Origin of the sequence: Bradyrhizobium sp. 2S1 (genome assembly GCF_011516625.5) — a bacterium.
Classification (GTDB): domain Bacteria; phylum Pseudomonadota; class Alphaproteobacteria; order Rhizobiales; family Xanthobacteraceae; genus Bradyrhizobium; species Bradyrhizobium septentrionale.
In genome coordinates, this window is the sequence record NZ_CP147717.1 from 8322251 (window position 1) to 8346418 (window position 24168).

Here is a 24168-nt window from a genome sequence, read left to right on the forward strand (position 1 = left end):
GAAGTCCGCACCTTCCAGTGCTCGGAATGCAAGACGACTGGTAGTTTTGCTGTTGTGATCTAGTCGCTATTAGTCAGCCTTTGCGACCTGTTGGGTCCGGCTCTGACTTCGTTTGCTGACCCTTCAGTTATCCGCAGCCGAATGCTCTTCAGCCGCTTTGATCTCACGTGTCATTTCCATGAAGGCGCTCGTGGACAACTGCAAGCGCCGACGTAAGGTCCCTTGGCCTCTTATTATCATGTCGGTCGGCTACTGGCACATAGCCGAATAGCTTGAGCGAGCTGACCATGTCCGCTCCTGAGGGCAAGGCGGACATGACATGCCTTCGTGTAGGCTGATCGGATTTATGAGTACACGCCCTAGATTCTTGTCTTGAAGCGCTTTCCTGACGCGAACCGGTCTCCACTTCGCAGGAAAGCCTCAGCCCTTCTTGCGCGCCTTGACCGGCACTTCCTTGGCGTAGATATCCGGCTTGAAGCCGACGACGCGCCTGGGCCCGAGATCGAGCACCGGACGCTTGATCATCGACGGCTGCTCGGCCATCAGCGCCAGCGCCTTGCGCTCGTTCAATCCCTCCTTGTCAGCATCGGGCAGCTTCTTGAAGGTCGTGCCGGCGCGGTTGAGCAACGTCTCCCAGCCGACCTCGTCGCTCCACTGCTTGAGCTTGTCCTTGGCGATCCCCGTGGTCTTGTAGTCGTGGAAGTCATAGGCGACGCCATGATCGTCGAGCCAGGCGCGCGCCTTCTTCATCGTGTCGCAGTTCTTGATGCCGTAGATGGTGATGGTCAAAGCCGTTCCCCGGATGCGATTTGCAGCGGGGAAACTAGCCCCGCCGCAACCACAGCGCCAGATCGGACCGCGACGGTCTCCACACCGATATTGCTCGCCTAGTGGGCGTAGCGCGTGAAGACGAAATCGTGATCGCTGGCGTGGGCCTCGTGGCATGCGAAGCAGGTCTCGTGCTGGGCGGCATCGACCGGCCTGCCGTCGATGAAGCGACCAAAGCCCCAGCCGCCGGTCGCGGCATATTTGACGGAGTCCTTGACCATCACCTGGACGGTGGTCGCGGGCCCCGTGATGAAGGCACCATTGAGACCTGCAACCGGCTTTCGCTTCCAGGCGAGCTTCACCAGCACGGTGCCGTCAGGGAATCGTGCGGCGCCGTCCTGATAGGCCTTCACCGCGGTGGCGTTGCCGAGCACGCCGCGCAGCTCGTCAAGCCCGGTCTCCTCACCGACCGCGATCAGCTTCCAGTCGCGATAGCCTTGGGGAATTGTCACGCCGAAGATCGGCGATGCCAGTGCAGCATCGTCGGCACGCCCGACGGCAAACGGCAATGCGGCGCTGATGCTGGCTGCCGCGATCGCGGCAGCTGCCCATTTCACAACCTGTTTCATGATCTTTGGTCCGCTCTCGGCTCAGACCTTGCTGACGTCGATGATGGCCTGGACGAAGGCCTGCGGCGCCTCCTGCGGCAGATTGTGACCGATGCCGCCGGTCAAGGTCCGATGCTCATAACGCCCGGAGAACTTCTTGGCATAGGCCGCGGGCTCCGGATGCGGCGCGCCGTTGGCATCGCCCTCCATCGTGATGGTCGGGATCGCAATCACAGGCGCCTGGGCGAGCGTCTTCTCGAACGCGTCGTACTTCGCCTCGCCCTCGGCGAGCCCAAGCCGCCAGCGGTAATTGTGGATCACGATATCGACATGGTCGGGGTTCTCGAAGGCAACAGCGCTGCGGTCATAGGTGGCGTCGTCGAACTTCCACTGCGGCGAGGCGAGCTGCCAGATCAGCTTGGCAAAATCGTGCCGGTTCTTGGCATAGCCCTCGCGGCCGCGCTCGGTCGCGAAATAGAACTGGTACCACCATTGCAGCTCGGCCTTCGGCGGCAGCGGCATCTTGCCGGCCTGCTGGCTGCCGATCAGGTAGCCGCTCACCGACACCATCGCCTTGCAGCGCTCCGGCCATAGCACCGCCATGATGTTGGCGGTCCGCGCGCCCCAATCATAGCCGCCGAGCACAGCCTTCTCGATCTTCAGCGCATCCATCAGCGCAATGATGTCGGCGGCGACCGCGACCGGCTGGCCGCTGCGCATCGTGTCGGTGGAGAGGAAGCGCGTGGTACCGTAGCCGCGCAGATGCGGCACGATCACGCGATAGCCGGCCTCGGCCAGCGCCGGCGCGACGTCGGCATAGCTGTGGATGTCGTAGGGCCAGCCGTGCAGCAGGATCACCGCGGGACCGGACGCCGGCCCCATCTCGACATAGCCGGTGTCGAGCACGCCGGCATTGATCTGCTTGACCGGACCGATCGATGTATGGGCGCCGACCTTGACCTCAGGCAGCGCCGGCTTGGACTGGGCCGGGGCCGATCCGATCAAGCCGAACCTGGACGCGGCGAGGATCCCGCCGGCGAATCCTAGGAAGCGGCGGCGTTGCTGATTGATGGATTGGGACATGGCGATCTCCTGCGTCTGGTGTCGGGTTTGAATATTGCAGAGACCGACCGCGTCTGCTTTCAGAGGACGTGGATTTGTCCTTCAGAGCGTCGTGATTTTGGCTCCGGGCCGGCTGTGCTAGGTTCCGCCACGCAGTCAGCTGCCGGCCGCCGGACTATCGAATTTGGCTTACCATTTCAATGACTTGACCTTCGACCCTGAGCGCCGAGAGCTGCGCCGTGGCAATGCCCTGGTGGCGGTCGAGCCGCAGGTCTTCGACCTCCTCGAGTTCCTGATCCGCGCCCGCGACCGGGTGGTCAGCCGCGACGAGGTGCTGGCCGCGGTCTGGCACGGCCGGATCGTCTCGGAAGCGACGCTAAGCAGCCGGGTCAACGCCACGCGGACGGCAATCGGCGACAATGGCGAGGAGCAGCGGCTGATCCGCACCCTGCCCCGCAAAGGCCTCCGCTTTGTCGGCGATGTCAGGGAGGACATCGCATCAGATCATCCGATCTCGGACAACGTCACCCCGCCGCGGCCGAGCGAGGGTCCGTCGATCGCGGTGCTGCCGTTCACCAATATGAGCGGCGATCCCGAGCAGGACTATTTCGCCGAGGACATCACCACCGCGCTCGCGCGCTGCAGCCGCCTCACCGTGATCGCGCGCAACTCCGCCTTCACCTACAAGGGCAAGGCGGTCGATATCCGCCAGGTCGGACGCGACCTCGGTGTCGGCTATGTGCTCGAGGGCAGCGTTCGCCGCGGCGGCGATCGGCTGCGCATCACCGGGCAGTTGATCGACGCCGTCTCCGGCGCGCATCCGTGGGCCGACCGGTTCGACGGCGCGGCGACCGACGTGTTCGACCTGCAGGACCGCATCACCGAGAACGTGGTCGGCGCGATCGAGCCGACCTTGCTTGTCGCGGAGGCCGAGCGGCTGCGCGCGGCGCCGCCGCACAAGCTCGACGCCTACGACCTGCTGCTGCGCGCCTACAGCCTGCGCTACGAGTTCACGCCCGAGAGCATGACCGCCGCGCTCGCTTGCCTCGACCAGGCGCTGGCGCTCGACCCTTCTTACGCGCCGGCGCTGGCGGCGTCGGCCTATTGTCACGCGCTGCGCCATTTCCAGGGCTGGCTGAACCCGAACGATGTCTACCGGGAATGCGCGGTCGCGCAGGCCTGGCGCGCGGTCGAGCTTGCGCCCGGCGATCCGCAGGTGTTGTGGATGGCAGCGTTCGCGATCTGGAACATGGCCGACGAGATCGAGCCCGCGCGTGAACTGTTCGAGCGTTCGCTTGCGATTAACCCGAACTCGGCGATGGCGCTCGTGCTCGGCGGCTGGATCGAGGCGATGCGCGGCAACCAGAAGGCCGGCCGTGCCATGATCGAGCGCGCGCAACGGCTCAACCCGCGCGACCCGCGCGGCTGGTTCGCCTCCGCGGCGCTGGCGATCTGCGCGGTGCTCGACCAGGATTTCACTGGGGCGGTGATCTGGGCCGACAAGGCGCTGGCGCAGAACCGCCGCTTCGCGGTCGCGCTGCGCGTCTTGATCGTGGCGCGGGTCAAGACCGGCGAGCGCGAGCGCGCGACGCAGATCGCGCGCGATTTGCTGAAGGTCGACCCGGAGTTCACGGTCTCCGGCTTCCTGTCACGGATTCCGTTCCCGGTGGAAGCGATGTCCGCGACTTATCGTGAAACCCTCAAGGCGGCCGGCGTCCCGGATTGATGCTGCTCGGAGGACGCGACGATCATTCACCAGTGGTGCGCCGGGCGGCTTGTTTGGCAGCATCGGCCTGATGGCGGTGCATCCCTCGTCGTAGAGTTCGTAGCGCATGATTCGGCCCGCTTCGGTCAAAGATTTGAATCATGGCTCGGCAGTCAGGCTCAATGAGCCCGTGCCGACGGGAGCGGTTGCGATGTGCCCGAAAGCGGACGCATTATGCTCACTTTGAGTTTTGTCGAGTTTGACCCGAAGCGGACTTCCCTAAGCCTTGCCCTCGCGCGTTTCGTCGCTCAGGGCAGTCTGCTCATTACTTGATGCACTGGTTAGTGGTGGAGGAGGACGAAGATGATGCGTCTCGGTGTCCTTGTCGCTGTATGCTTCTGTTTTCAATCTGGATTTGCCCTTGCGGAGGATATCGCGGGACGACTTGCCGGTAGTTGGAAACTAACTTCATGGACGATTCAGATTATCGGCGGAGACGCTACAGAGCCTTTCGGTCCCAAACCCAAAGGTAGGGCGGTCTTTACGCCGGACGGGTTCTCGGCGTTCATGATCGCTAGGCCAGATCGCAAGCCGGCAACGAATGATGCGGACTCGGCCGCGCTCCTCAAATCGCTGATGGTCTACACCGGAAAATTTACCATCGACGGGGACAAGCTTACGACCGACGTCGATCTATCGTGGAACGAGCTTTTGACCGGTACGTCCCAAGTCCGGTTCTTCAAGCTGGAAGGAGACAAGCTCTCCATTCGAACAGCCGAACAGGCCAGCGCAGTTCTTCCCGGTAAGCGAGTTGTTGGCACCCTCAATTGGGAGCGTGAGCGTTAAGGGTCTTTCGGCAACTGACGGATCGCGCCGAAGCCAACTGTCTGCTGTTGGCCCTTTTCGTGAAAAAGTCTCGTTTGGGGATGGAAAAATCATACCCCCCGCATCTTCGGCCCGAGCCCCTCGAACTGCGTCTTCTGCTCGTCACTCAGGTTCGCATGGAAATCGTCGACCGCGTCGTTCACGCTTCTGATCGCCTCTCGCATCGCTTCCAACCGCGCCTTTGCGGCCTTAAGGCGGGCCGGCGGGGTGAGCGCGTCCTTTGGCGGGCATGCGCTTAAGGCTTCCATAGTACCCATTGTGGTGTCCTGCACCACTTCGAGAGCGGCGAGTTGGCTATCGTTCAGTTTCAGGCTGGCGGCGATGTCGTCGAGGGGCCATTGCTGGGCGACCAGCTCGCGGTATTGCTTTTCGGCCTGTTGCTCGTCCTGCAGTTCGCGGCTCGCCTGGCAGGCGGCGTCCTGCATCTCCTTCAGCTTCGCGGCCGCGGCGTTGGCGCGGCGGTCGCGTTGGGGCGCGTTGAGCCGCGCCTTCTGCTCATCGCTCAGGAGATCGTAGAATTTTTGGAACGGTGGCTGAACGGCCGCAACCGCGCTCAGCATCGCGTTGACGCGGCTCTGCATGGCCGCGAACCGCTCCAGCGCGGTGGTTGCGGCCTGTGTTGGACAGGAGGCGCGGATGGTGTCGCCGGCGGAAGTCCAGGCGCTCGCGAGCTCGTCGAAGGCTGTGCGCTGTGCCTCGTTCGCCGCGACCACCCGGCCGATCCGCTCGAAGGGAAGGCCGGTCATCTTGGCGGTGTCAGCGCCGCAGAGCTCCTGCACCGAGGGCGCTTTGCGATGCCGCCTCCCGGCAGGGCGCTCGGCCGCGAACGCTGAGAGATCGCTGGCAGCGTAAGGTGAGAAGATCGCGGCGTAGAGATCGCCGTAGCCATAGGCCCAGAAGCCGCTACCGTCACTGAGAAGCGCGTAGTCATAAAGATCGCTATAGGCGAACGGCCAGAACAGCGGACCGACCCAGCCGTATGAACCGTCGGCGTGCTGCCACCAGCCTTGCGCAGCTCGGCCGCCCTGCCAGCCGGCCAGCGCCGCCACGGCAGTGAGCTGCGCACGCGCACTCGGGTGGATCGACTCGGCGGCGGAGCGGAGATCTTGCGGTCTTAAGGCGGCGGTTCGGACGCGGCTGTGGCGTGCTGCCATGCGTGCGTGGCGGAGACCTGCGACCGACAGCATGCTGGCCATCGCGAAGCGCGCGACACCGACGGGGCCACCAACGCGCAGGCGGAAGCCCGCCTCGGCCGCGCTCGGCAGCGCGCCCAGAGCGACCATGGCAACGCCGGCCGCAGCCATTCCAATGCGGGACTTCGACATGATCCCCCCTCCGCGCCAGGCCGCATCTCGTCACAAATATGACTCGGAGCGAAACCGAAAGTTCCCTCCCGCGTCGACGCGGGGCCATATCGTTTCCATCCAAAATCGATCACGGACGTCCGTAGTGGCGATGAAAAGCTACGCAGAAGCAGAGAAGCTTTGCCGACGCCTCAGCCTAGCCCCCGAAGTTAATGCCCGAGTCTCCGCCCGGGCTGACGCCGGGGCATAATCGGCTCCGGCTGTATTGTCTGGATTGCTTCCGCTTCTGGCCCTTCGGCGATCTCGGGAGATGTCCGCTTTTCCGCCGCTGTTGCGGTTAAGCGGACGTCAGGCGCCGGCCGCTCAATGAGTACACGGCTTACGCAGTACTACTCCCGTCGCTTGGCCGCTCCGATGAAGCGAGCACTACAATCCCGGTGATCTTGCCGCCCAAGCCTTGGTGGCCTGGCAGCTTTGCATCGCTCGGGCGTAGGCAGGGCGTGCCGTCGTGCGGGCGAGATAGTCCCGCTCGGTAGAACCTGGGACGTAGTTGCCGGTTCGCAGGCCGAGCAGGAGGGCGTAGCTCACCGAGATATCGGCAGCAGTGAATCGGTCACCGGCGAGATAGGGGCAATCCGCGAGGCGGCGGATAACCAACCCCAGCCGGCTCTCGAAGGTCTCGAGTGCCCAGCGGGTTACCCGGGCATCTCGCTCGGCTTCGGGCGCCAGTTGGCGACCGACAATGACGGCGTTCATCGGCCCGGCAAGCCCGGCCTCGCCTAAGTGGAGAAATTGCAGATAGGAAGCGAAGGCGGGATCGTCCGGGGCGACGGCAAGCGAGCCTGAGCCGTGGCGGGCGAGCAGGTACACAAGAATAGCGATCGATTCGACCATGATCGTCTCGCCGTCCTGCAGTGCGGGAATGAAGCCGGCGGGGTTGATCGCGAGAAAATCGCGATCCTTCTCGGCTGCCAGCAGATCGACCGGGCGCAGCCGATAAGCCAATCCTAATTCCTCGAGCAGCCAAACAACACGGAAGCCACGACCTTCGCCATAGACGGTGAGCATAGTTAAGCATTCCTGGATTCGGCTAGATGTACTAACTCGCAGAGGTAAGCCAGCCGCGCAACGGACTATCGATGGCGCATAATGTGCTGAAGGCTTGGCGCATATTCGTCATCCTACCGTGCGGGCCCTGCCCACTTTATGGGTTCCCGACCCAGGCTGCGGCCGCGAATACGGCGCGTTCCCTCTCCCGCCTGCGACGTGGAAGCCTCAGTTGCAGAAGCCCGCAAATGCCATATGCGACTGCGTTTGCGCGAGGGGACATTTTGGCAATTTCTGCATATTAGAAATATATCCCTGAATTGCCCGACGTGTCAAGTTGCCTGGTCGAACGCCGACCGCCGCCGACTACTTTGCATGGGGTTGTTTTCGATATTTTGGCAACGCCCCCCTGCGACGGCCCCATAACTCCATATTGCTTTAGCCCGCCCCGCCCGGCTCCAGCGCCTCGCCGAGCTCGAGCGGATGCGCCATGGCCTCGTGCAGCGCGTCCTTGTCGAGCTCGCCTTCGGAAAGGCTGATCACGATGCAGGCGACGCCATTGCCGATCAGATTGGTCAGCGCGCGGCACTCGCTCATGAACTTGTCGATGCCGACCAGGATCGCGATCGACTGGATCGGGATGTCGGGAACAATCGACAGCGTCGCGGCGAGCGTGATGAAGCCGGCGCCGGTGACGCCGGAGGCACCCTTCGAGGTGATCATGGCGATGCCGAGAATGCCGAGCTCCTGCCAGATCGTCAGATGCGTGTTGGTGGCCTGCGCCAGGAACAGCGTCGCCAGCGTCATGTAGATGTTGGTGCCGTCGAGATTGAAGCTGTAGCCGGTCGGCACCACGAGGCCGACCACCGAGCGCGAGGCGCCGAGATGCTCCATCTTCTGGATCATCTGCGGCAGCACGGTCTCTGACGACGAGGTGCCGAGCACGATCAGCAATTCGTCCTTGATATAGGCGATGAAGCGGATGATCGAGAATCCGGCGAGGCGGGCGATCGCGCCGAGCACGATCAGCACGAACAGCACGCTGGTGAGGTAGAAGGTGCCGATCAGCGCCGCCAGATTCACCAGCGAGCCGAGGCCATAGGCGCCGACCGTGAAAGCCATGGCGCCGAAGGCGCCGAGCGGCGCAAGCCGGACGATCATGCGGATGATGCCGAAGAACATCTTGGATGCCTTGTCGATCGCCTCGGCGATCGGCTCGCCGGGCTTACCCATCAAGGCGATGGCAAATCCCGACAGGATCGAGATCAGCAGCACCTGCAACAGGTCGCCGCGCGCCAGCGCGCCGAAGAAGCTGTCGGGGATGATCGCCATCAGATGGGAAACGATGCCCTGCTCCTTCGCTTGCGTCACATAGGTGGAGACCGATTTCGGATCGATCGTGGAGGGATCGATGTTGAAGCCGCGGCCGGGCTGCAGCACTTCGCCGATCAGCAGGCCGACGGCGAGCGCGACCGTCGACACCGCCTCGAAATAGATCAGCGCCTTCAACCCGACCCGGCCGACGCGCTTGAGGTCGCCCATCGAAGAGATGCCGTGCACCACGGTGCAGAAGATTACCGGCGCGATCATCATCTTGATCAGCGCAATGAAGCCGTCGCCGAGCGGCTTCAGCTCCTTGCCGAGATTTGGATAGAAGTACCCGATCAGGACGCCTGCCGCGATCGCGATCAGCACCTGGACGTAGAGGATCTTGTACCAGGGCTGATGATGGCGTTGGGCGGCGGGCCTGATCGCGTCTGTGGTCATGAGGTGCCCCGGGTTAGGATGAATTCAACTGGTGATGCCATCTTGGCCGAGCACTGCGCAAGCGACAATGCCCATTCAGGCCCGCCGCGAGCGCACACGAATCTGTCATTGACTACGGCCAAGCTCGCATCCGGAGGCTGAGGATGGAATTCACCGTGCTGTTTCTCGCCATCACCATCGCCATGCTGGTGGCCTGGCGTGGTCCGCGTCCTGTCGCGATTGGATTGTTCGCGGTGATCCTGGTCGCCTGCGTTGCGACCTTGCTGCACCACGCCACCGACCGTCTCACTTTGTCGTTCTGAGGCCAGCCATGAACGATACGCAGGCCGTCACCCTGAACGCGCTCGCACTTTACGGCCTTGCGCTGCTGCTGGCCGCAGCCTTTGCCGCGCAGCTCGTGCTGCACGAGCTGCCCTGCCCGCTGTGTTTGCTGCAGCGCATCCTTTTCGCCCTGCTGGCGATCGGGCCGATCCTCAACATCCCCTTCGGACCACGGCCGAGCCATTATGCCATGTCCCTGCTGACGGCCGTGCTCGGCGCCACGGTCTCGTCCCGGCAGGTGCTGCTGCACATCCTCCCCGGCGACGCCGGCTACGGTTCGGCGCTGCTCGGCTATCATTATTATACGTGGGCGTTGATCGCCTTCATTGCGGCAATCGTCCTGCTCGCCGCCATGCTGCTGTTCGACGGCCAGTTCAACCACCGCGCGGCGCCGGGCGCCTCGCCCGGCAAGTTCGCGCAAGGTGCCGTGTGGCTCGTGGTCGTGCTGACGGCGCTGAACGTGCTCTCCACCCTGCTCGAATGCGGCTTTGGCGCCTGTGCCGACAATCCGGTCGTCTATGAGCTGCTGAAGCGAGCGGCCTAAGGCCGGTTCGGAATATTCAACCCGCGTTCCACGGCCGGCCGCGCGAGACCGCGCTCCAGCCAGCCGGCGACGTGCTTGAACTGGTCGAATGCGACGAGCTCGCGCGCGCCGTAGAAGCCGATCAGATTGCGCACCCAGCCGATCATCGAGATATCGGCGATCGTGTATTCATCGTCCATGAACCACTGCCGCCCGGCGAGATGCATCTCCATCACGCCGAGCAGGCGCTTGGATTCGTCGACATAGCGCTGCAGCGGCCGCTTGTCCTCATAATCCTTGCCGGCAAATTTGTGGAAGAAGCCGACCTGGCCGAACATCGGTCCGATGCCGCCCATCTGGAAATGCACCCACTGGATGGCCTGGTAGCGGCGCGCCGCATCAGCCGGCAGCAGCTTGCCGGTCTTCTCGGCGAGATATTGCAGGATGGCGCCGGACTCGAACAATGGCAGCGGCTTGCCGCCTGGACCGTTGGGATCGAGGATCGCCGGGATCTTGCCGTTCGGATTGAGCGACAGGAATTCCGGCGTCTTCTGGTCGTCCTTGCCGAAGTCGACGAGATGGACCTCATAGGGCAGCCCGATCTCCTCGAGCATGATCGAGACCTTCACGCCGTTCGGCGTCGGAAGCGAGTAGAGCTGGAGGCGATCCGGATGCTGGGCGGGCCAGCGTTTTGTGATGGGAAAGGCTGACAGGTCGGTCATGTCGACATTCTTTGCAGGGTTGTTGTTGGGTGGCTAATGTACGGAGCTCAGTGAAAGCCGCAAGGTCTGCAACCGGCCATGAACGATCAACAGAGAGACGCAAGAACGGGCACAAGTCTCGGCCTCTCCGATGACGAACTCGCTGATCAACCGACCGTGTTCGCGGCGGATGCGCTCGCCGGTCAGGTGGTCGTCGTGTCCGGCGGTGCCGGCGGCATCGGCCGCGCCATCGCCTGGCTGTTCGCCCGGCTCGGCGCTCACGTCGTGGTGGTCGGCCGCAATGCGGACAAGCTCGATGCGCTGGTCGATCATCTCGGCCATCGCGGCCTGAAGGCGTCCGCGCATGTCGCCGACATCAGGGATCCCGATGCAGTCAGCGCGATGTTCGACACGCTGTGGACCGCGCATGGCCGCATCGATCATCTGGTCAACAGCGCCGGCGGCCAGTTCCCGCAGGCCGCGATCGATTTCTCGATCAAGGGCTGGAATGCGGTCATCAACACCAACCTCAACGGCACCTGGTACATGATGCAGGCTGCGGCGCAGCGCTGGCGCGACCGCAAGCATCCCGGCAGCATCGTCAATATCGTCGTGGTCACGACACACGGCCTCTACGGCATCGCGCACACCATCGCGGCGCGCGCCGGCGTGATCGGGCTGTCGCGCGCGCTCGCGGTCGAATGGGCGCCGCTGGACATCCGCATCAACTGCATCGCGCCCGGCGCGATCGAGACCGAGGGCTGGAACGTCTACAGCGAAGCGGCACGCGCCGCCTATCCGCGCTCCAACCCGATGATGCGCCCGGGCACGCCCTGGGACATCGCGGAAGCCGCCGCCTATCTCGCCGCGCCTTCCGGCAAGTTCATCACCGGCGAGACGCTGACCGTCGATGGCGGCGGCCAGCATTGGGGCGAGACCTGGACGACCGGCAAGCCGGACTATTTTAGGGGCGGCGAGTAGCGCACTCATACCAGTCGCCTGCCCGTTTCATCATTTCCCGTCGTCGAAGCTGACGATGACGGCGGCGTTCGCGATCAGGATCGGGTCGTTGCCGAGATCAGACGGGATTTCGAGCCCGCCCGCGATTGCCTTCACCGTCTTGGTGCCATAGGGCAGTTCCTTGGCGACCGCTTCGATATCGACGTCTTCGGGATTCGGCACGGCGATCGTGACGTCGACGAACATGTCGTTCGCGGTCTTGCCGAGCATGCGGAAGAAGCCGAGGCTGGAATGGCGGATCGCGTCCGAGACCGCGCGCTTGGCGGCCTTGGTGGCGTCGCGGCCGTGAACGTCGACGCCCATGCCCATTTCGGTGATACAGCGCACGCGTGTCATGAAGCTTCCCTGTTGTCGTTGGCGTGAGAGACCGTCACTCCTTCGACCTCTGCGCCAGCGGCGTCAAGCCGGGTCCCTCGCCTCACCCACGCGCTTGTGATCGCCGCGCGCCAGCATCCACGCCGCGAGACCGGCAAGGATGGCCGCTGCAACCACCATGATACAGGCCGCGCCCCAGCCCCATGTCGAGACCACAGCGCCGACCGCGATCGGTGCGGTCACCTGGCCGAAATTGCTGCCTGTCATCAACAGTCCCATCATGACGGGGACCATCGTTGCCGAACGCGCCGCCGCGGGTGCGGTTGCAAGCAACGTCGCCGGGATCAGGCCGCCGGTCGCGGAGAACAGCAGGCACAGAAAGAATGCCCCCCACCCGCCGAGCAACGGCAGGAAGATTCCGAGCGCCGAGGCGCCCATCACAAAGGCCGCCACCGCGATGAGCACGATGCGGCTGACGCCGCGCGCGAGCAGATTGCCGGCGGCGAGATTCCCGACGACGTTGCCGGCCGCCGCGAGCGCGCTAAGCCCGCCGGCGCTCTGGCTGGACACACCGAGCCGCTCGGTCAACAGGATCGGCAGGAAGCTGAACAGCGCAAAGAACATCAGGCTGTAGAGCGCAAACAGCACCATCAGGAGCGCAGGCGTACGTCGCCGCGCCAGCGCCGCGGCTTCCTGCATCAGGCCAGTTCGCGCCGGGCCGGTCCGCGATGCCACTTCCGGCACGATGACGCCGGCGAGCACGAACAGCAGGGCGACAAAGGCGGCGCTGGCCCACCAGATCGCGCGCCAGCCATCGAAGATCGGGCCAGCGACCAGCGCCAGCGCGATCCCGAACGGCATCACGCAGCTCCACACCGCCATGGTGACGTCGCGCGCGCTGACATCGACGACGCGATCGAGCAGTGCTGGGGCTGCGACCATCACCAGCAGGAAGCCGAGCCCTTCCAGCAGACGGGACACAAGCAGCACCGCAAGCGACGGCGCGAGCGCGCCTGAGGCCGCGCCGAGCGCAATGGCTGCGAGGCCGCACAATAACACCCGGCGCGCGCCAACCGCGGCAATCACGACGCCGGCCGGGACGCTGCCGATGAGCCCCAGCACCGCAAAGATGCCGGCGACGGTGCCGACCGCGGCGAGGTCGATACCGAGGCTTTGTTGCAGCATCGACGCCGCAATCGGCACCTTGCCGACCTGCAGGGCGGCGCCGATGCCGCAGCCCATCACGACGGCGACCGTCGCCCATCGCTTCGCCTCGCTTTGCTGCACCACGGCCGTCTCGATCGTCATGCGTTAACCCTGCCCCAGCCCAATTCACCAGAGTAGCGTTTCCCGATCATCGACAGGAGTGATATGTTTTGCATCCAGTTGATCGATTTCATAGATCATGCTCAATAACCTCACGCTCGACCAGATCGTCGCCATCGCCGAGAACGGCAGCTTTCGCGCCGCGGCGACCAAGCTGACGCGGGTGCAATCCGCGGTCAGCCACGCCATCGCCAACCTCGAGGCGGAACTCGGCCTCATGCTGTTCGATCGCTCCAGCCACCGCCCGGCACTGACGGCCGAGGGCAAGGCGCTGCTCGGCAATGCGCGCGACCTCCTGCTCCGCGTCGACGCGATGCGGGCGCGGGCGCGCGGCCTTGGCGACGGGGTGGAATCGGAACTTTCGCTCGTCGTCGATACGCTGTTTCCGATCGCCGCCATCGGCGCGGCGCTGACGGAAATGCGGGCGGCCTATCCATCGGTCGGCGTCCGGCTTGCGGTCGAACCGATGGGCGGGCCGATCGCCGCCCTGACCGAACGACGCAGCGCGCTCGCCGTCACGGTCGGGGAAGATTTCCGCGATCCCCGCCTCGCACTCGATGCGATCTGCGCCGTGCAGATGGTCGCCGTCGTCGCCGCAAGCCATCCGCTCGCGCGCCGCGGCCGCAAGAGCGTCGCCGACCTCGCCGATCATCTGCAGATCGTGCTGTCGGATCCGACACCGCTGTCGGAGGGCCGCAGCTTCGGCGTGCTCTCGCCGCAGATTTGCAGGGTCAGCAATCAGGACACCAAGCACGCCATGATCCTGGCCGGGCTCGGCTGGGGCCGGCTGCCGCTCTGGCAGGTGGCGCGCGACCTCAGCGAACGCCGCCTGGTGCGGGTCGAAACCGGCGCGCTCGGCCGCAACGCCGCGCTTGCGATGGAAGCCTATCTCGCGCACCGGCTCGACGAGCCGCTCGGCCCCGCCGCGCGCGCGTTTGCGGAGGCGTTGACGCGGATTGCTGCGCGCAGCAGCCAGCCAAAAATCAAAACGAGGGCGGCGAAGAAGCGCTAAGAAGCGGCAGCCAGTTCGTGCTCGCGTCAATCCTCGATCTCGCCGCTGCGGATCGCGAGCCGGATGGCCTGCGCGGTGGTCGCGACGCCGAGCCGAAGCCGGGCCCGCCGCAAATGGTTTTCGACCGTCCGCTCCGACAGACCAAGCGACGCCGCGATGTGGGCCTGCCGCCGTCCGGTGGAGATCCAGCGCAACACCTCGCGCTCGCGCGGCGACAGGCTCGACGCACCGTCCGGCTCGCGTGCTTCCATCAGCCGGCGAGCGGCGCGGAAGGCCGCGGCGCCGATCATCGCCAGCGCCACCCGCGTCCGCGGCGACGCGTCGATACGTATGCCGGCGAAGCTCATCGCGCCTTCGAGGCCGGTGCGCCCGAACACCGGGACCTGCAGCCCATGGAAACCCGGTCCGCGTGGCGCGCGCACCACGCGGTATTTCTCGCCACGAGCGGACAGCACCTTGGTCCAGAAAAACGGCTCGTCCACATTGAGGAAATTGCGCGTCACGGGACAGTGCCGGACATAGGTCTCGGCATCGACCGTCACGCCCTTGCCGAACCAGTCGCCCTCGACCCAATAAATCCTGTCGACCAGGTCCTCCCGCGCCGGGGATGCCGAGAACATCACGAACCGGTCGTAACCGAGCGGCACGCACGCCGACCGCACAACCGCCTGGATCGCGGACAAGCTCTCGCTGCCCTCGATCGCAACCACGGCTTCGATGTAGCGGTCCATGTCGATGCCATCGTGTCCCGGAAAGTCTCGCCGGGCGCGGCCCGGCCGATTGAGGACTTTCCCTCAGCCGAAGCCGACCCGCAAGCCGCGTCACTCAAGCCGCGTCACCATCGTCTGCCGGTCGCGGGCGACGCGGCGAGGTTTGCCCTCGCCGTGCGCTGGCTTGGCCGATGGCCAAGCCCCCCTCAGCCGCCGAGCGTATCGAGCAAGGCCTTTGCCGCCGCCTTGCCGACATTGTTGGCAGCGAACGGGCTGTCACCGGTGATCAGCTTGCGATCCTGATACGTCTTGCCGGTGATGTCCTTGTTCAGGATCTCGACGCCGAGCACCTGCAGCTGTTCGCCGAAGGCCCAGGTCAGCGCGCCCGGCATGTAGCCGATGTCTGGCGTGGTGCGGTCGATGGCGTCGGGAAATGCGCAGATCTTGTAGCCCTTGAAGGGATAATCGCCCTTGGCTTCGCCGACCGCGGACGCCAGCAGCGCCGCCGGGCCATGGCAAAGCGAGATGATATGCTTGTCGTTGTCGAGCGCCCACTTCAGGGCGGCCTTCACATCGAGGCTTTTGGGCAACCCGATCAGCGCGCCATGGCCGCCGGGAATGAAGACCGCGATGTAATCGGACTCCTTGCCGAGCTTGTTTTCGATCACGTCGGAGAGTTTGAGCGGCTGCTTCAGCCGGCCGAGATATTTCTGGTAGATGCTCTTGATCGCGTCGTCCTCCTTCGGAAACGCCCAGAGCTCCATCTTGACCGGGTTGCCCGAGACGGTCGCGATGTCGAATTCGAAACCGGCCTTGTCGAGGTGATACATCGGCAACAAGGTCTCGACCGGATGGTTGCCGGTCGAGAACATCGTGCCATTCTGCAACAGCAGATAGCGCTCATCCGCGGCGATCATCAGAATCTTCCAGCGGCCCCCCTTGTAGGCATTGGGATAGTCCGCGCCGGAGAGATCCGACTTGGCCGAGGTGAATTGCCCAAGCGAGTAAGGCGACGGAAAAAAGGCGTTGTTCTCCGCCGGATCGGGTACGGGACGCTTGTCCTGGGATTGCTCGGACATCGCGATATCCTCTCATCGTGTTGCGGTCCTGCAAAGGTAAGCACGAGCCCCGAAATCACGAATGAGGGATTTCCCTCAATGGCTCGCGGGGGGGGGGGAAACCCGGCGCCGGACCGGTGCAGCCTGAGGGAACGCAGCGGCGATATTCATCACAACGTCGAGAGCCCCTGCGCCACCTCCGCGTCGTTTGGCTCCAATTCATCTCCGCGGCCGGATAGTGCGCGCGACCGATCGCGGTCGCGCAAGGAGTCGTGCATGATGCCGATCAGCCGCCGGCGAGCGCTGACGCTTGCCTCGTTCGTCATAGCGAGCCCGCTGCTCGGCGCCGAAAGCGGCGCCGAACCGGCGCCGCTCCCTGGGTCTGCAACCTTCGACATGGCCAGCTTCACGGCCACCTTCAGCGGCGACGCCGACGCGGCCTTCGCCAAGGCGCTGGCTGCCGTTGCCAAGGCAGCGGCTGACGCCAGCAAGGCTGGACCGGTTCACATCGTTCTCAACCTAGAGAAGAACGCCAGCTACCGGATCAAGCGGCCGATCGCGTTCCGGCAGTTGCACGGCTTCGAGCTTAACGGCAATGGCGCGCAGCTGATCCACACGACGCGCAGCGGGACCTTCGTGATCTCGGGTTGCAGCCACCTCACGATCCGTGACCTCAGCATTGACTACGATCCGCTGCCGTTCACGCAGGGTACGATCGCGGCCTTCGACAAGGCCGCACTCGAGATCACGGTGAGGATCGATCCGGGCTATCCCGATGATGCCGCCCTGCTCGCCGCCATGGCCGGCGGCTTCTTCAAGGTGATGGACCGCCACAACCGGGCGCTGAAGACTGGCGCCAGCGACTTCCTCTCGCCGAGCCACGTCGCGCGCATCAGTGACGGCTTGATCAATGTGCGGCTGCAGTGGAGCGCGAATGACCGCTTCCCGAGCCAGCTGCCGATCGCGATCGGCGACGTGGTCGCGATCTCCAACGGCGGCGCGCACGCCGTTACGGTGGACTCCAGCGTCGCAACCAGCCTGATCGACCTCAAGCTCCTGGCCTCGCCGGGCATGGGCATCATCGAGAATGGCGGCGAAGGCTCGATGATGCTGCAAAAAGTTTCGGTCGTTCCGGGACCCCGGCCGAAGGGCGCGACGACCGACCGGCTGATCTCGACCAACTCCGACGGTTCGCACTTCTCCGCGGTCGCGCGGGGTCCGACCATCGAGGATTGCAGTTTCGCCAACACCTCCGACGATGCGGTCAATGTTCACGGCTTCTACTACTACGTCGTGGCAAAGACCGCGCCGCGGCGGTTTCTGCTCAGCCCGAAATGGGACATCGGGCTTGTGGCCGGTGACGACATCGAGAGCTGCGATCACGCGACGTTTCGTTCACTGGGGCGCGGCAAGGTCGCGCAATTGACCAAGCGCCATGCGCCGGAGCTGAAGGCGAAGATCGCCCAGCTCTGGAACAACAGGAGCCCGACAACCGAGCCGGACCTGGTCTATGACGTCACCCTGCAGCAGGACCTGCCGCTCAAGGTCGGCGACGCCATCACCTCGCTGACGCATGCCGGGTCGGGCGCCACGGTGCTGAGGTGCAGCTTCCACGCCTGCGGCCGGGTGCTGATGAAGGCGCCGAACGCTATCGTCGAAAACTGCCAGTTCACGTTCTCGACCGGGGTGGCGCTACAGGCCGGAAGCGATATCGGCTTCTGGTCGGAGTCAGGCTTTGCCGAGAACCTCGTGTTCAGAGGCAACCGCTTCAGCCATTGCGTCAACGGCGCCAACGAGCTGACCGGCGGCAGCGGGACCCTCGGCACCATCTATGTCGGCATGGTGCAGCCGGAGAGCGCGAAGGGATTTCAGGACAATTTCGAGAACCGGCGCGTCATCATCGAAGGCAATCATATCGACGATTCCTGCATCTACGCGATCTTCGTCAGCAATGCCGACGGCCTCAAGATCGCCGACAATGTGATCGGCCAGACATTTGTGCGCGGCAATGCGTTCGGGGCCGGCGAGTTCTTCCGGATCAGGCCCGACAGCGCGATCTATGTCGGCCACTCCAGGAACGTCGAGATCAGCAACAATGTCGCCGCACGCGGCCGGATCGCGGCGAATGCCGTCGCGATCGATCCCAGCTGCGACAAGCGCACGGTGCATCTCGCCAACAACCGGCTGGCATGAACGAGCGCCGAATTGAGCAGAGATAACACTTCAGCCCTACCCCTGCTTCTGCAACACCGTGATGTGCAGACGGCGGCGGATTTCCATGCCTGGCGCCGGTACAGCGCGATCGCCGAAACATTGCTGGTGAAAACGTGCAGGAAGGGAATTTCGCCGCGCGCCACGATCTGGCGGGCGACCGCCGCCAGCAGCGCCTGCGCGTAGCCGCGGCCGCGATAGTCCGGATGCACGCAGACCGCGGTCATCTCGGTAAAGTTCCCCGGCTTCATGCGTTCCCCGGTCATCGCGACCAGCTCGCCGTTCACGCGAATGCCGAGAAAGGTGCCGAGCTCATGCGTCCGCGCACTGAACGGGCCGGGCTTTGTCAGCTCCGTCAACGCCATCATCGCAGGAACGTCGGCGGCGCCGAGCGTGACGATCTCGACGCCGGACAGCGCAAAGTCTGCGGGTGTGCCGATCATCTGCTCGCCGGTCTCGGCCAGCAGCACCTTGAACGCCGCCGGCACGGTGACCGGATCGGGCGTGAACAGCACCGCGATCTCAGGTCCCGACAACAGCGCGCCGAGCGCCGCAAAGCTCTCTGGCGACATGTCGACCATGTCGGCGAAGGGTGCGATCGCGAGCGGAAAGCGCCGGGCGTCGGTGCCGCCCTCCGCCAGGCCGCGTTGTCTTGTGGTCAGCGCGCTCCAGATCGGGCGATCGAGCGGATGAAGTGGCGGTACGGCGGACATGCGGCGCTTCGCTCCTGATTTTCCTCGAACAGAGCAAGAAGCGCCGGCAAAATCCAGCATGGCGTGATGCGGATGCGGCTCACAATCACGCCAGCCGCCGGTCAAGCGATGCCGTCGGCCGGGCTACGCCACCTTGAGGCAGAGCTCGGTGCCGCCCTTGAGCGGCAGCGTGATCGACACGAAGCCATTTTTCGGATCGCGCACGAACTCCAGAAAATCCGCCTCGGCATTGTCGTTCATGACATAGGCGCCGACCCGAAGCTGCGGGGCGACGATCTCGATCACCTGGCGCGCCAGCGTCGGTCCCTTGTCGCCCGGCCAGCCATCGATCAGGATGAAGTCGACGGGACCGCCGAGATCGCGCAGCGTCTGGCGCGCATCGCCCTCGCGGATTTCGACGTAGTCGGCAAGGCCGGCATCAGTGAGATTGCGCTGCGCGGTTTGGACCTTGGCCGGCACAATCTCCGAGCCGATCACCGTGCCGCCGCCATTGTCGCGCATCGCGGCGGCGAAATACAGCGTCGACATTCCGACCGAGGTCGCGAACTCGGCAACGCGTTTGGCGCGCAGGCCGCGGCACAAGAGATAGATCAGTTCGCCCTGCTCGGGATGGATCGAGAATCCCTGCCCGGCATAGTCGTGCGGATCGCGGCTGCCGCTCTGCATCGGATTGCCCCGCACGGGCGCCCGGCGCGTGGCCTGCAGGCGCTCGACGACGGCAGCAACGCGGGCGTCAGTAATCGCGCTGTGCGGTTCAGCGTTGTACATGAAAGGTCTCCTTCGCTGCGACTGTGTCATTGCTGCAGGATTTCGGCGGCAGCGCGCTCCAGGATTTTCGCGATGCGCCGCGCCTCGGCGGCATCGCTGCCGCGCTTCTGGCGCAGCGCGCTTTTCAGCGCGTGACGAGCGCGGTGCATTTCGTCGGACGCTTCGCCATCGAGATCGCTGACGCCGGCGAAGGCTTCGCGCACCTCCTCCATGCGGCGGCCGATCCGCGACAGCGCTTCGAGAATGGTGTCCGCGGTGGCGCGGTTGTCGGCGAGATGCGCCTTGCCCTGCTCGGTGATGCTGTAGAGCTTGCGCGCTGCATCCTGGGTGACGCTGGCATGGCCGATCTCTTCGAGGAATGTCAGCGCCGGATAGATCACGCCCGGGCTCGGGCTGTAGAAACCGTCCGACTTCTCCTCGATGGTCTTGATCAGCTCATAGCCGTGCGCGGGCTGCTCGCCGAGCAGCGCCAGGATGACGAGCTGCAGATCCTGCGACGAGAGCCGCCGCGATCCCGGAAAGTCGCCGCCTCCGCCTCGTCCGAAGAAGCCAGGACCGCCGCGGCCAAAGCGGTGGCCACCTCGGCCGTGCCGGCCCATGGCGAAGAACCCAAACCGGAATCCATCATCGTCCCGGTCACGAAACATCTGCTTTCTCATTGCTGGTTCCTTACTAAAAACATATCTTACGATATATCTACCGATGAGAGGGCAACAACCCACGTTTTCGTGAGGAGCCCGGCGGCCCGACGCCGCGACGGCCACGCTCGCTGGGAACGACTGGGCTTGTCGACGTTCGCGCAGCTGGCCTATGGCTTCAGAAGGTTTCCCAACTTCTGCGACTCATGCGCCCCAAAACCTTCGAAACCCATTGCCTGCGCCTGCCCGCCGCCACCAAGGTGGTGCAATGGGAGGGCACGTCGGTGAGAGCTGGCGCCGGTTGTTTGGACAGCGCCCCGCGGGATTTAAGTGGATTCCTGCCGGGTTATGCTGAACGCGGGGCCTTTCGATTTTGTCGTTGCGTCGGGAGGGCGTAGCCCGACCAGAGCGACGACAAAATCGTCGGCGACGGTCATGCGGCCATCACCATAGCTTGCGTGCCGAAGTAAGCCTCGTCGGGCGTGCGCCCGTCAAGGCTCGAGTGAGGGCGTCCCTGATTGTAGAAGGCCAGATACTTGGCAATTGACGCTCGCGCCTCGGACACGCTGTCGTAGGCGCGGAGATAAACTTCTTCGTATTTGACCGTGCGCCAGAGCCGCTCGACAAACACGTTGTCGCGCCAGGCGCCCTTGCCGTCCATGCTGATGGCGATCTTCGCGTCCAGCAGCACATCGGTGAACTCGAGGCTGGTGAACTGGCTGCCCTGGTCCGTGTTGAAAATCTCGGGCCTGCCGTGCTTCGCCAACGCCTCCTGGACCGCTTCGACGCAGAAGGCCGCCTCCATTGTGATCGAGACGCGATGGGCCAGGACCCGTCGGCTGAACACATCGACGACCGCCGCGAGATAGACGAAGCCACGCCGCATCGGAATGTAGGTGATGTCCATTGCCCACGCCTGGTCGGGCCGCTCGATCTTCAATCCGCGCAACAGGTACGGGTAGATCTTGTGACCCGGTGCCGGCTTACTCGTGTTCGGGCGACGATAGACCGCCTCGATCCCCATGCGCTTCATCAGCGTCGCGATGTGGCGGCGACCGGCGTATACGCCCTCCCGCCGCAGCAACGATCGCTGCATACGCGCTCCCGCGAAGGGATAATCGAGATGCAGCTCATCGAGCCGACGCATCAAGGCAAGGTCCTCGGCCGAAACTGGCCGAGGTTCATAGTAGACCGTGCTGCGAGCCAGCTTCAGGACCTTCGCCTGGCGCACGATAGAAAGATCATGACCGCGGTCGATCATCGCTTTGCGCTCAGCAGGCCCGCCTTGGTGAGCGCGCCGGACAAAAAATCGTTTTCCAACGCCAGCTCGCCGATCTTGGCATGTAACGCCTTCAAATCGACCGGCGTCTCGGCCGACGCCTTGTCATGCCCAAACACGCCGGCGGCGCCTTCCAGGAGCTGGTTTTTCCAGATCGTGATCTGGTTCGGATGAACATCAAACAGTTGCGCCAGCTCCGCCAGCGTCTTCTCGCCTTTGACCGCAGCCAAAGCAACCTTCGCCTTGAATGCCGGAGAATGCATCCGGCGGCTCTTCTTCGTCATCTTCGCTCCTGATTCGCGGCAAGAATCCTCGCCGCTGTCAGGCAGAAAATCCACTCAAGCTACTGTCCGAATTTGCGGAGCCAGCTCTGTCGGCGGCAAGATGTTCGCGCTGGCCGGCGGCTACATCGAGAGCACCGGCGGCTTCATGTTCAAGACCTCGAACATGGCCTATCAGCTGCTGATCGAGCAGGGCCTGGCGCGGCCGGCGCCGTATCTGGCGCGTGCCACATGGGTGCAGCTGGCGGCCAACGACGCCCTGCCCGACGCCGAGCTCAAGGCCTATCTCGCGCAGGCGCATGCCCTGATCGCCGCGAAGCTGACGCGGAAATCACGCAAGGCGCTCGGGCTCGCGTGACCGGCAAAAGCGTTTTCGAGCGAAGTGGATACCGGTTCGCGTGAAGAAAACGCGCCAAAACAAGAATCTGGAGCCCCGTTCCGATTCAATCGGAACGGCAAAGGCTCCGACCGCAGCGCCGCTCAACCACCCAACGGCTTGTCGGAATCGCCCGACAGCAATTTCGGAAACAGCTCCTTGAAGGCGAACTTGTCGTCGCCCTTTGCGCGGTCGAAGCGCAGCACGACGTCGAAGCGGCTACCCTCCCATTTGGTCGGCGGCGTACCCTTGCTGACCGGGATCAGCGGAAGGATGTCCGAGATGATCGCCTTGTGCTCCCAGCACAACAGCACGACGCCCTTCAGCGCCAGCACGGCCTGCATCAGCGCCGGCTCATCACCCTTGCCAAAGCCTTCGTTCGGCGCCAGCGAGCGGCGCGCGGCGAGTGCCGAGATCGTCTCGGCCGGACGGCTGCTTGGCGGCTGGTTGGGCGTGGTGCCGGGCGTCGCGGCGTAGATCGCGTCAGGCTTGGCATAGTCACCGCCGGTGAGATCGGTGCCGAACAACGCGGTCCAGGCACCCGCGCGCTGCCAGCCGCGGAGCACAAGTGACTCGGTATCGGACACGCCGTCCGCGGTGAAGCCGGGCCCCGGAAAGCCATCATCAGGCTTTTCGGCATGACGGATGATGAAGAGCGTGAGCGCGTCCATGGCGGCCTCGTGGGGAAGGATATGCGGGGGGAAACGGCGTCGGCGACATCGATCCTACCCCCGATCAAGCGTCCGCTTCATGAACGGCATCACAATTTGCGAAAACTCGCGCGGTACTGCGCGGGCGAAACGCCGAGCCGCTCGGAGAACACGATCCGCATCCGATCTGCCGAACCGAAGCCGCAGTCGAACGCAACCGCCTTCAGCGGCCGGTCCGAGCCCTCGAGCAGCCGGCGCGCGGCGTCGACCCGCGCGCGTTCGACGTATTCGTGCGGCGTGATGCCGGTCTCCTGCGCGAAGCTGCGGCCGAAATTGCGCACGCTCATGCCGACGGCCTCGGCCAGCGACTGCAGCGAGTGGCGCTCGCCGACGCGCTGCATGACATGCGCCTGCGCGCGCGCAATCGGCGAATCCTCGTCGACCGGCGCGGTGAGATAGGGACTGAACTGCGACTGCCCGCCCTAGCGCTGCGCCACCACGACCAGCCGCTTTGCCACCGCGACCGCGACCTGTGGCCCATGACGCTCGGCGACGAGCGCCAATCCAAGATCGATCCCAGCGGTCACGCCGGCTGAGGTCATCAGCTTGCCGTCGCGGATGTAGATCCGGTCGAAGATCACCTCGGCGGCCGGAAAGCGCGCCGCCAGCCGCTGCGCGTTCTGCCAATGCGTCGTCACCTTGTGGCCGTCGAGCAGCCCGGCATGGCCGAGCGCGAACGCGCCGGTGCAGATCGAACCATACAATTCGGCGCGCCCGGGCGCCCCGCGCAGCCACTGCGTCAGTTCGGGATCGGGATCGGCGTCGGGCAATCCAGGCCCGCCGGCGACCAGCAGAATATCGAACTTCTCGTTTGCCTCGTCGAAGCTGAGGTCGGCGGATATCTTCATGCCGTTCGATGCGCGCAGCGGTTCGCGGTTGGCGCCGACCAGCACGGTCTCGTAGCCATGGCCAGCGGGTACAAAGCCGTTCGTCTCCGCGAACACATCGACGGGACCAGCGACATCGAGCGCCTGCACCCCTTCATGAATTGCGATCGCAATCTTCTGAACCGCCATACCTTCTCCTTGCTCAGCTGGCGCAAAACGACGTCTCGTTGGCC

At 64.5% G+C, this 24168-nt stretch carries 22 protein-coding genes and 4 pseudogenes; 9 read left to right on the forward strand and 17 right to left on the reverse strand.

Annotated features, from left to right (window positions below):
• Window positions 1-420 precede the first annotated feature (420 nt).
• The 3 genes from HAP54_RS39360 to HAP54_RS39370 all read right to left on the reverse strand — a co-directional run bounded on the left by HAP54_RS39360 (window position 421) and on the right by HAP54_RS39370 (window position 2459).
• Window positions 421-789 (reverse strand): ArsC family reductase, encoded by a 369-nt coding sequence (locus tag HAP54_RS39360; RefSeq protein ID WP_166296353.1) that lies wholly within the window; start codon window positions 787-789, stop codon window positions 421-423.
• Window positions 790-887: 98 nt separating this feature from the next.
• On the reverse strand, window positions 888-1397 hold the full coding sequence (locus HAP54_RS39365) for a cytochrome P460 family protein (RefSeq protein ID WP_166296355.1): 510 nt from the start codon (window positions 1395-1397) through the stop codon (window positions 888-890).
• 21 nt (window positions 1398-1418) lie between these two features.
• Window positions 1419-2459: an alpha/beta fold hydrolase gene (locus HAP54_RS39370; RefSeq protein ID WP_166296357.1), complete on the reverse strand. Its 1041-nt coding sequence runs from the start codon at window positions 2457-2459 to the stop codon at window positions 1419-1421.
• A 163-nt stretch (window positions 2460-2622) separates the two neighbouring features.
• Between HAP54_RS39370 and HAP54_RS39375 the strand changes: the two genes are divergently transcribed.
• Together HAP54_RS39375 and HAP54_RS39380 are read left to right on the forward strand one after the other, a co-directional pair.
• Window positions 2623-4164, forward strand: a complete 1542-nt coding sequence (locus HAP54_RS39375; RefSeq protein ID WP_166296359.1) for a winged helix-turn-helix domain-containing tetratricopeptide repeat protein — start codon at window positions 2623-2625, stop codon at window positions 4162-4164.
• A gap of 342 nt (window positions 4165-4506) precedes the next feature.
• Window positions 4507-4989 (forward strand): lipocalin-like domain-containing protein, encoded by a 483-nt coding sequence (locus HAP54_RS39380; RefSeq protein WP_166204480.1) that lies wholly within the window; start codon window positions 4507-4509, stop codon window positions 4987-4989.
• An 89-nt stretch (window positions 4990-5078) separates the two neighbouring features.
• Here HAP54_RS39380 and HAP54_RS39385 read toward each other — a convergent pair whose 3' ends face one another.
• The 3 genes from HAP54_RS39385 to HAP54_RS39395 form a co-directional block, all read right to left on the reverse strand.
• Window positions 5079-6332 carry a Spy/CpxP family protein refolding chaperone gene (locus tag HAP54_RS39385; protein WP_166306866.1) on the reverse strand — a complete coding sequence of 418 codons (1254 nt, stop codon included), beginning with the start codon at window positions 6330-6332 and terminating at the stop codon, window positions 5079-5081.
• A 426-nt stretch (window positions 6333-6758) separates the two neighbouring features.
• A complete protein-coding gene (locus HAP54_RS39390) occupies window positions 6759-7400 on the reverse strand; it encodes a glutathione S-transferase family protein (RefSeq protein ID WP_166296361.1) in 642 nt (213 codons plus the stop codon).
• A 417-nt stretch (window positions 7401-7817) separates the two neighbouring features.
• Window positions 7818-9146, reverse strand: a complete 1329-nt coding sequence (locus HAP54_RS39395) for a dicarboxylate/amino acid:cation symporter (protein WP_166204477.1) — start codon at window positions 9144-9146, stop codon at window positions 7818-7820.
• A gap of 143 nt (window positions 9147-9289) precedes the next feature.
• Between HAP54_RS39395 and HAP54_RS39400 the strand changes: the two genes are divergently transcribed.
• The gene (locus tag HAP54_RS39400) at window positions 9290-9448 is read left to right on the forward strand and encodes a DUF5993 family protein (protein ID WP_165445965.1); all 159 of its coding nucleotides are present in this window, start codon (window positions 9290-9292) and stop codon (window positions 9446-9448) included.
• A gap of 8 nt (window positions 9449-9456) precedes the next feature.
• The gene (locus HAP54_RS39405) at window positions 9457-10011 is read left to right on the forward strand and encodes a disulfide bond formation protein B (protein WP_166296363.1); all 555 of its coding nucleotides are present in this window, start codon (window positions 9457-9459) and stop codon (window positions 10009-10011) included.
• Here HAP54_RS39405 and HAP54_RS39410 read toward each other — a convergent pair.
• Window positions 10008-10712 carry a glutathione S-transferase family protein gene (locus tag HAP54_RS39410; RefSeq protein ID WP_166296365.1) on the reverse strand — a complete coding sequence of 235 codons (705 nt, stop codon included), beginning with the start codon at window positions 10710-10712 and terminating at the stop codon, window positions 10008-10010. The genes HAP54_RS39405 and HAP54_RS39410 overlap by 4 nt on opposite strands.
• Window positions 10713-10790: 78 nt before the next feature.
• Here HAP54_RS39410 and HAP54_RS39415 point away from each other — a divergent pair, with 78 nt between their 5' ends.
• On the forward strand, window positions 10791-11672 hold the full coding sequence (locus HAP54_RS39415; RefSeq protein ID WP_166296368.1) for an SDR family oxidoreductase: 882 nt from the start codon (window positions 10791-10793) through the stop codon (window positions 11670-11672).
• 30 nt (window positions 11673-11702) lie between these two features.
• Here the strand turns inward: HAP54_RS39415 and HAP54_RS39420 are convergent, their stop codons facing one another.
• Window positions 11703-12047, reverse strand: a complete 345-nt coding sequence (locus tag HAP54_RS39420) for a Lin0512 family protein (protein ID WP_076831854.1) — start codon at window positions 12045-12047, stop codon at window positions 11703-11705.
• A gap of 63 nt (window positions 12048-12110) precedes the next feature.
• Window positions 12111-13334 (reverse strand): MFS transporter, encoded by a 1224-nt coding sequence (locus HAP54_RS39425; RefSeq protein ID WP_166296371.1) that lies wholly within the window; start codon window positions 13332-13334, stop codon window positions 12111-12113.
• Between the two features lie 97 nt (window positions 13335-13431).
• Here HAP54_RS39425 and HAP54_RS39430 point away from each other — a divergent pair, with 97 nt between their 5' ends.
• On the forward strand, window positions 13432-14364 hold the full coding sequence (locus tag HAP54_RS39430; RefSeq protein ID WP_166296374.1) for a LysR family transcriptional regulator: 933 nt from the start codon (window positions 13432-13434) through the stop codon (window positions 14362-14364).
• 26 nt (window positions 14365-14390) lie between these two features.
• Here HAP54_RS39430 and HAP54_RS39435 read toward each other — a convergent pair whose 3' ends face one another.
• Together HAP54_RS39435 and hchA are read right to left on the reverse strand one after the other, a co-directional pair.
• Window positions 14391-15095, reverse strand: a complete 705-nt coding sequence (locus HAP54_RS39435) for a PA1136 family autoinducer-binding transcriptional regulator (RefSeq protein ID WP_166296377.1) — start codon at window positions 15093-15095, stop codon at window positions 14391-14393.
• Between the two features lie 185 nt (window positions 15096-15280).
• Window positions 15281-16153, reverse strand: a complete 873-nt coding sequence (gene hchA, locus HAP54_RS39440; RefSeq protein ID WP_166296380.1) for a glyoxalase III HchA — start codon at window positions 16151-16153, stop codon at window positions 15281-15283.
• A gap of 255 nt (window positions 16154-16408) precedes the next feature.
• Here hchA and HAP54_RS39445 point away from each other — a divergent pair, with 255 nt between their 5' ends.
• Window positions 16409-18325 (forward strand): right-handed parallel beta-helix repeat-containing protein, encoded by a 1917-nt coding sequence (locus HAP54_RS39445; RefSeq protein ID WP_166296383.1) that lies wholly within the window; start codon window positions 16409-16411, stop codon window positions 18323-18325.
• Between the two features lie 36 nt (window positions 18326-18361).
• Here the strand turns inward: HAP54_RS39445 and HAP54_RS39450 are convergent.
• From HAP54_RS39450 to HAP54_RS39460, 3 genes and pseudogenes are all read right to left on the reverse strand, one after another.
• A pseudogene (locus tag HAP54_RS39450) lies at window positions 18362-19056 on the reverse strand (GNAT family N-acetyltransferase).
• A 123-nt stretch (window positions 19057-19179) separates the two neighbouring features.
• The gene (locus HAP54_RS39455; RefSeq protein WP_166296386.1) at window positions 19180-19824 is read right to left on the reverse strand and encodes an O-methyltransferase; all 645 of its coding nucleotides are present in this window, start codon (window positions 19822-19824) and stop codon (window positions 19180-19182) included.
• 26 nt (window positions 19825-19850) lie between these two features.
• Complete coding sequence (locus HAP54_RS39460) at window positions 19851-20471, reverse strand: PadR family transcriptional regulator (protein ID WP_166306869.1); 621 nt, start codon at window positions 20469-20471, stop codon at window positions 19851-19853.
• A gap of 197 nt (window positions 20472-20668) precedes the next feature.
• Here HAP54_RS39460 and HAP54_RS39465 point away from each other — a divergent pair.
• Window positions 20669-20749, forward strand: a pseudogene (locus tag HAP54_RS39465) (MmcQ/YjbR family DNA-binding protein); the annotation flags it as partial.
• 146 nt (window positions 20750-20895) lie between these two features.
• Here the strand turns inward: HAP54_RS39465 and HAP54_RS39470 are convergent.
• Window positions 20896-22025 (reverse strand): IS3-like element ISRj2 family transposase gene (locus HAP54_RS39470; RefSeq protein ID WP_166296389.1). Its coding sequence is split into 2 segments (ribosomal slippage): window positions 20896-21773 and window positions 21773-22025, totalling 1131 coding nucleotides; the frame shifts between segments, so codons are not numbered across the junction.
• 88 nt (window positions 22026-22113) lie between these two features.
• On the opposite strand from HAP54_RS39470, the pseudogene HAP54_RS39475 reads away from it, so the two are divergent.
• Window positions 22114-22380, forward strand: a pseudogene (locus tag HAP54_RS39475) (MmcQ/YjbR family DNA-binding protein); the annotation flags it as partial.
• 122 nt (window positions 22381-22502) lie between these two features.
• Here the strand turns inward: HAP54_RS39475 and HAP54_RS39480 are convergent.
• Both HAP54_RS39480 and HAP54_RS39485 read right to left on the reverse strand, forming a co-directional pair.
• Complete coding sequence (locus tag HAP54_RS39480) at window positions 22503-23069, reverse strand: histidine phosphatase family protein (RefSeq protein WP_166296392.1); 567 nt, start codon at window positions 23067-23069, stop codon at window positions 22503-22505.
• 89 nt (window positions 23070-23158) lie between these two features.
• Window positions 23159-24124: pseudogene (locus HAP54_RS39485) on the reverse strand (GlxA family transcriptional regulator).
• Between the last annotated feature and the right edge of the window lie 44 nt (window positions 24125-24168).

Bases quoted from the DNA above. Each gene is read 5' to 3' on its own strand.
- HAP54_RS39395 (WP_166204477.1), bottom strand. From the start codon at position 9,146: ATGACCACAGACGCGATCAGGCCCGCCGCCCAACGCCATCATCAGCCC.
- HAP54_RS39385 (WP_166306866.1), bottom strand. From the start codon at position 6,332: ATGGCTGCGGCCGGCGTTGCCATGGTCGCTCTGGGCGCGCTGCCGAGC.
- HAP54_RS39415 (WP_166296368.1), top strand. From the start codon at position 10,791: ATGAACGATCAACAGAGAGACGCAAGAACGGGCACAAGTCTCGGCCTC.
- HAP54_RS39435 (WP_166296377.1), bottom strand. From the start codon at position 15,095: ATGGACCGCTACATCGAAGCCGTGGTTGCGATCGAGGGCAGCGAGAGC.
- HAP54_RS39370 (WP_166296357.1), bottom strand. From the start codon at position 2,459: ATGTCCCAATCCATCAATCAGCAACGCCGCCGCTTCCTAGGATTCGCC.
- HAP54_RS39390 (WP_166296361.1), bottom strand. From the start codon at position 7,400: ATGCTCACCGTCTATGGCGAAGGTCGTGGCTTCCGTGTTGTTTGGCTG.
- HAP54_RS39420 (WP_076831854.1), bottom strand. From the start codon at position 12,047: ATGACACGCGTGCGCTGTATCACCGAAATGGGCATGGGCGTCGACGTT.
- HAP54_RS39480 (WP_166296392.1), bottom strand. From the start codon at position 23,069: ATGGACGCGCTCACGCTCTTCATCATCCGTCATGCCGAAAAGCCTGAT.
- HAP54_RS39365 (WP_166296355.1), bottom strand. From the start codon at position 1,397: ATGAAACAGGTTGTGAAATGGGCAGCTGCCGCGATCGCGGCAGCCAGC.
- HAP54_RS39380 (WP_166204480.1), top strand. From the start codon at position 4,507: ATGATGCGTCTCGGTGTCCTTGTCGCTGTATGCTTCTGTTTTCAATCT.
- HAP54_RS39430 (WP_166296374.1), top strand. From the start codon at position 13,432: ATGCTCAATAACCTCACGCTCGACCAGATCGTCGCCATCGCCGAGAAC.
- HAP54_RS39460 (WP_166306869.1), bottom strand. From the start codon at position 20,471: ATGTTTCGTGACCGGGACGATGATGGATTCCGGTTTGGGTTCTTCGCC.
- HAP54_RS39400 (WP_165445965.1), top strand. From the start codon at position 9,290: ATGGAATTCACCGTGCTGTTTCTCGCCATCACCATCGCCATGCTGGTG.
- HAP54_RS39455 (WP_166296386.1), bottom strand. From the start codon at position 19,824: ATGTACAACGCTGAACCGCACAGCGCGATTACTGACGCCCGCGTTGCT.
- HAP54_RS39445 (WP_166296383.1), top strand. From the start codon at position 16,409: ATGATGCCGATCAGCCGCCGGCGAGCGCTGACGCTTGCCTCGTTCGTC.
- hchA (WP_166296380.1), bottom strand. From the start codon at position 16,153: ATGTCCGAGCAATCCCAGGACAAGCGTCCCGTACCCGATCCGGCGGAG.
- HAP54_RS39405 (WP_166296363.1), top strand. From the start codon at position 9,457: ATGAACGATACGCAGGCCGTCACCCTGAACGCGCTCGCACTTTACGGC.
- HAP54_RS39410 (WP_166296365.1), bottom strand. From the start codon at position 10,712: ATGACCGACCTGTCAGCCTTTCCCATCACAAAACGCTGGCCCGCCCAG.
- HAP54_RS39425 (WP_166296371.1), bottom strand. From the start codon at position 13,334: ATGACGATCGAGACGGCCGTGGTGCAGCAAAGCGAGGCGAAGCGATGG.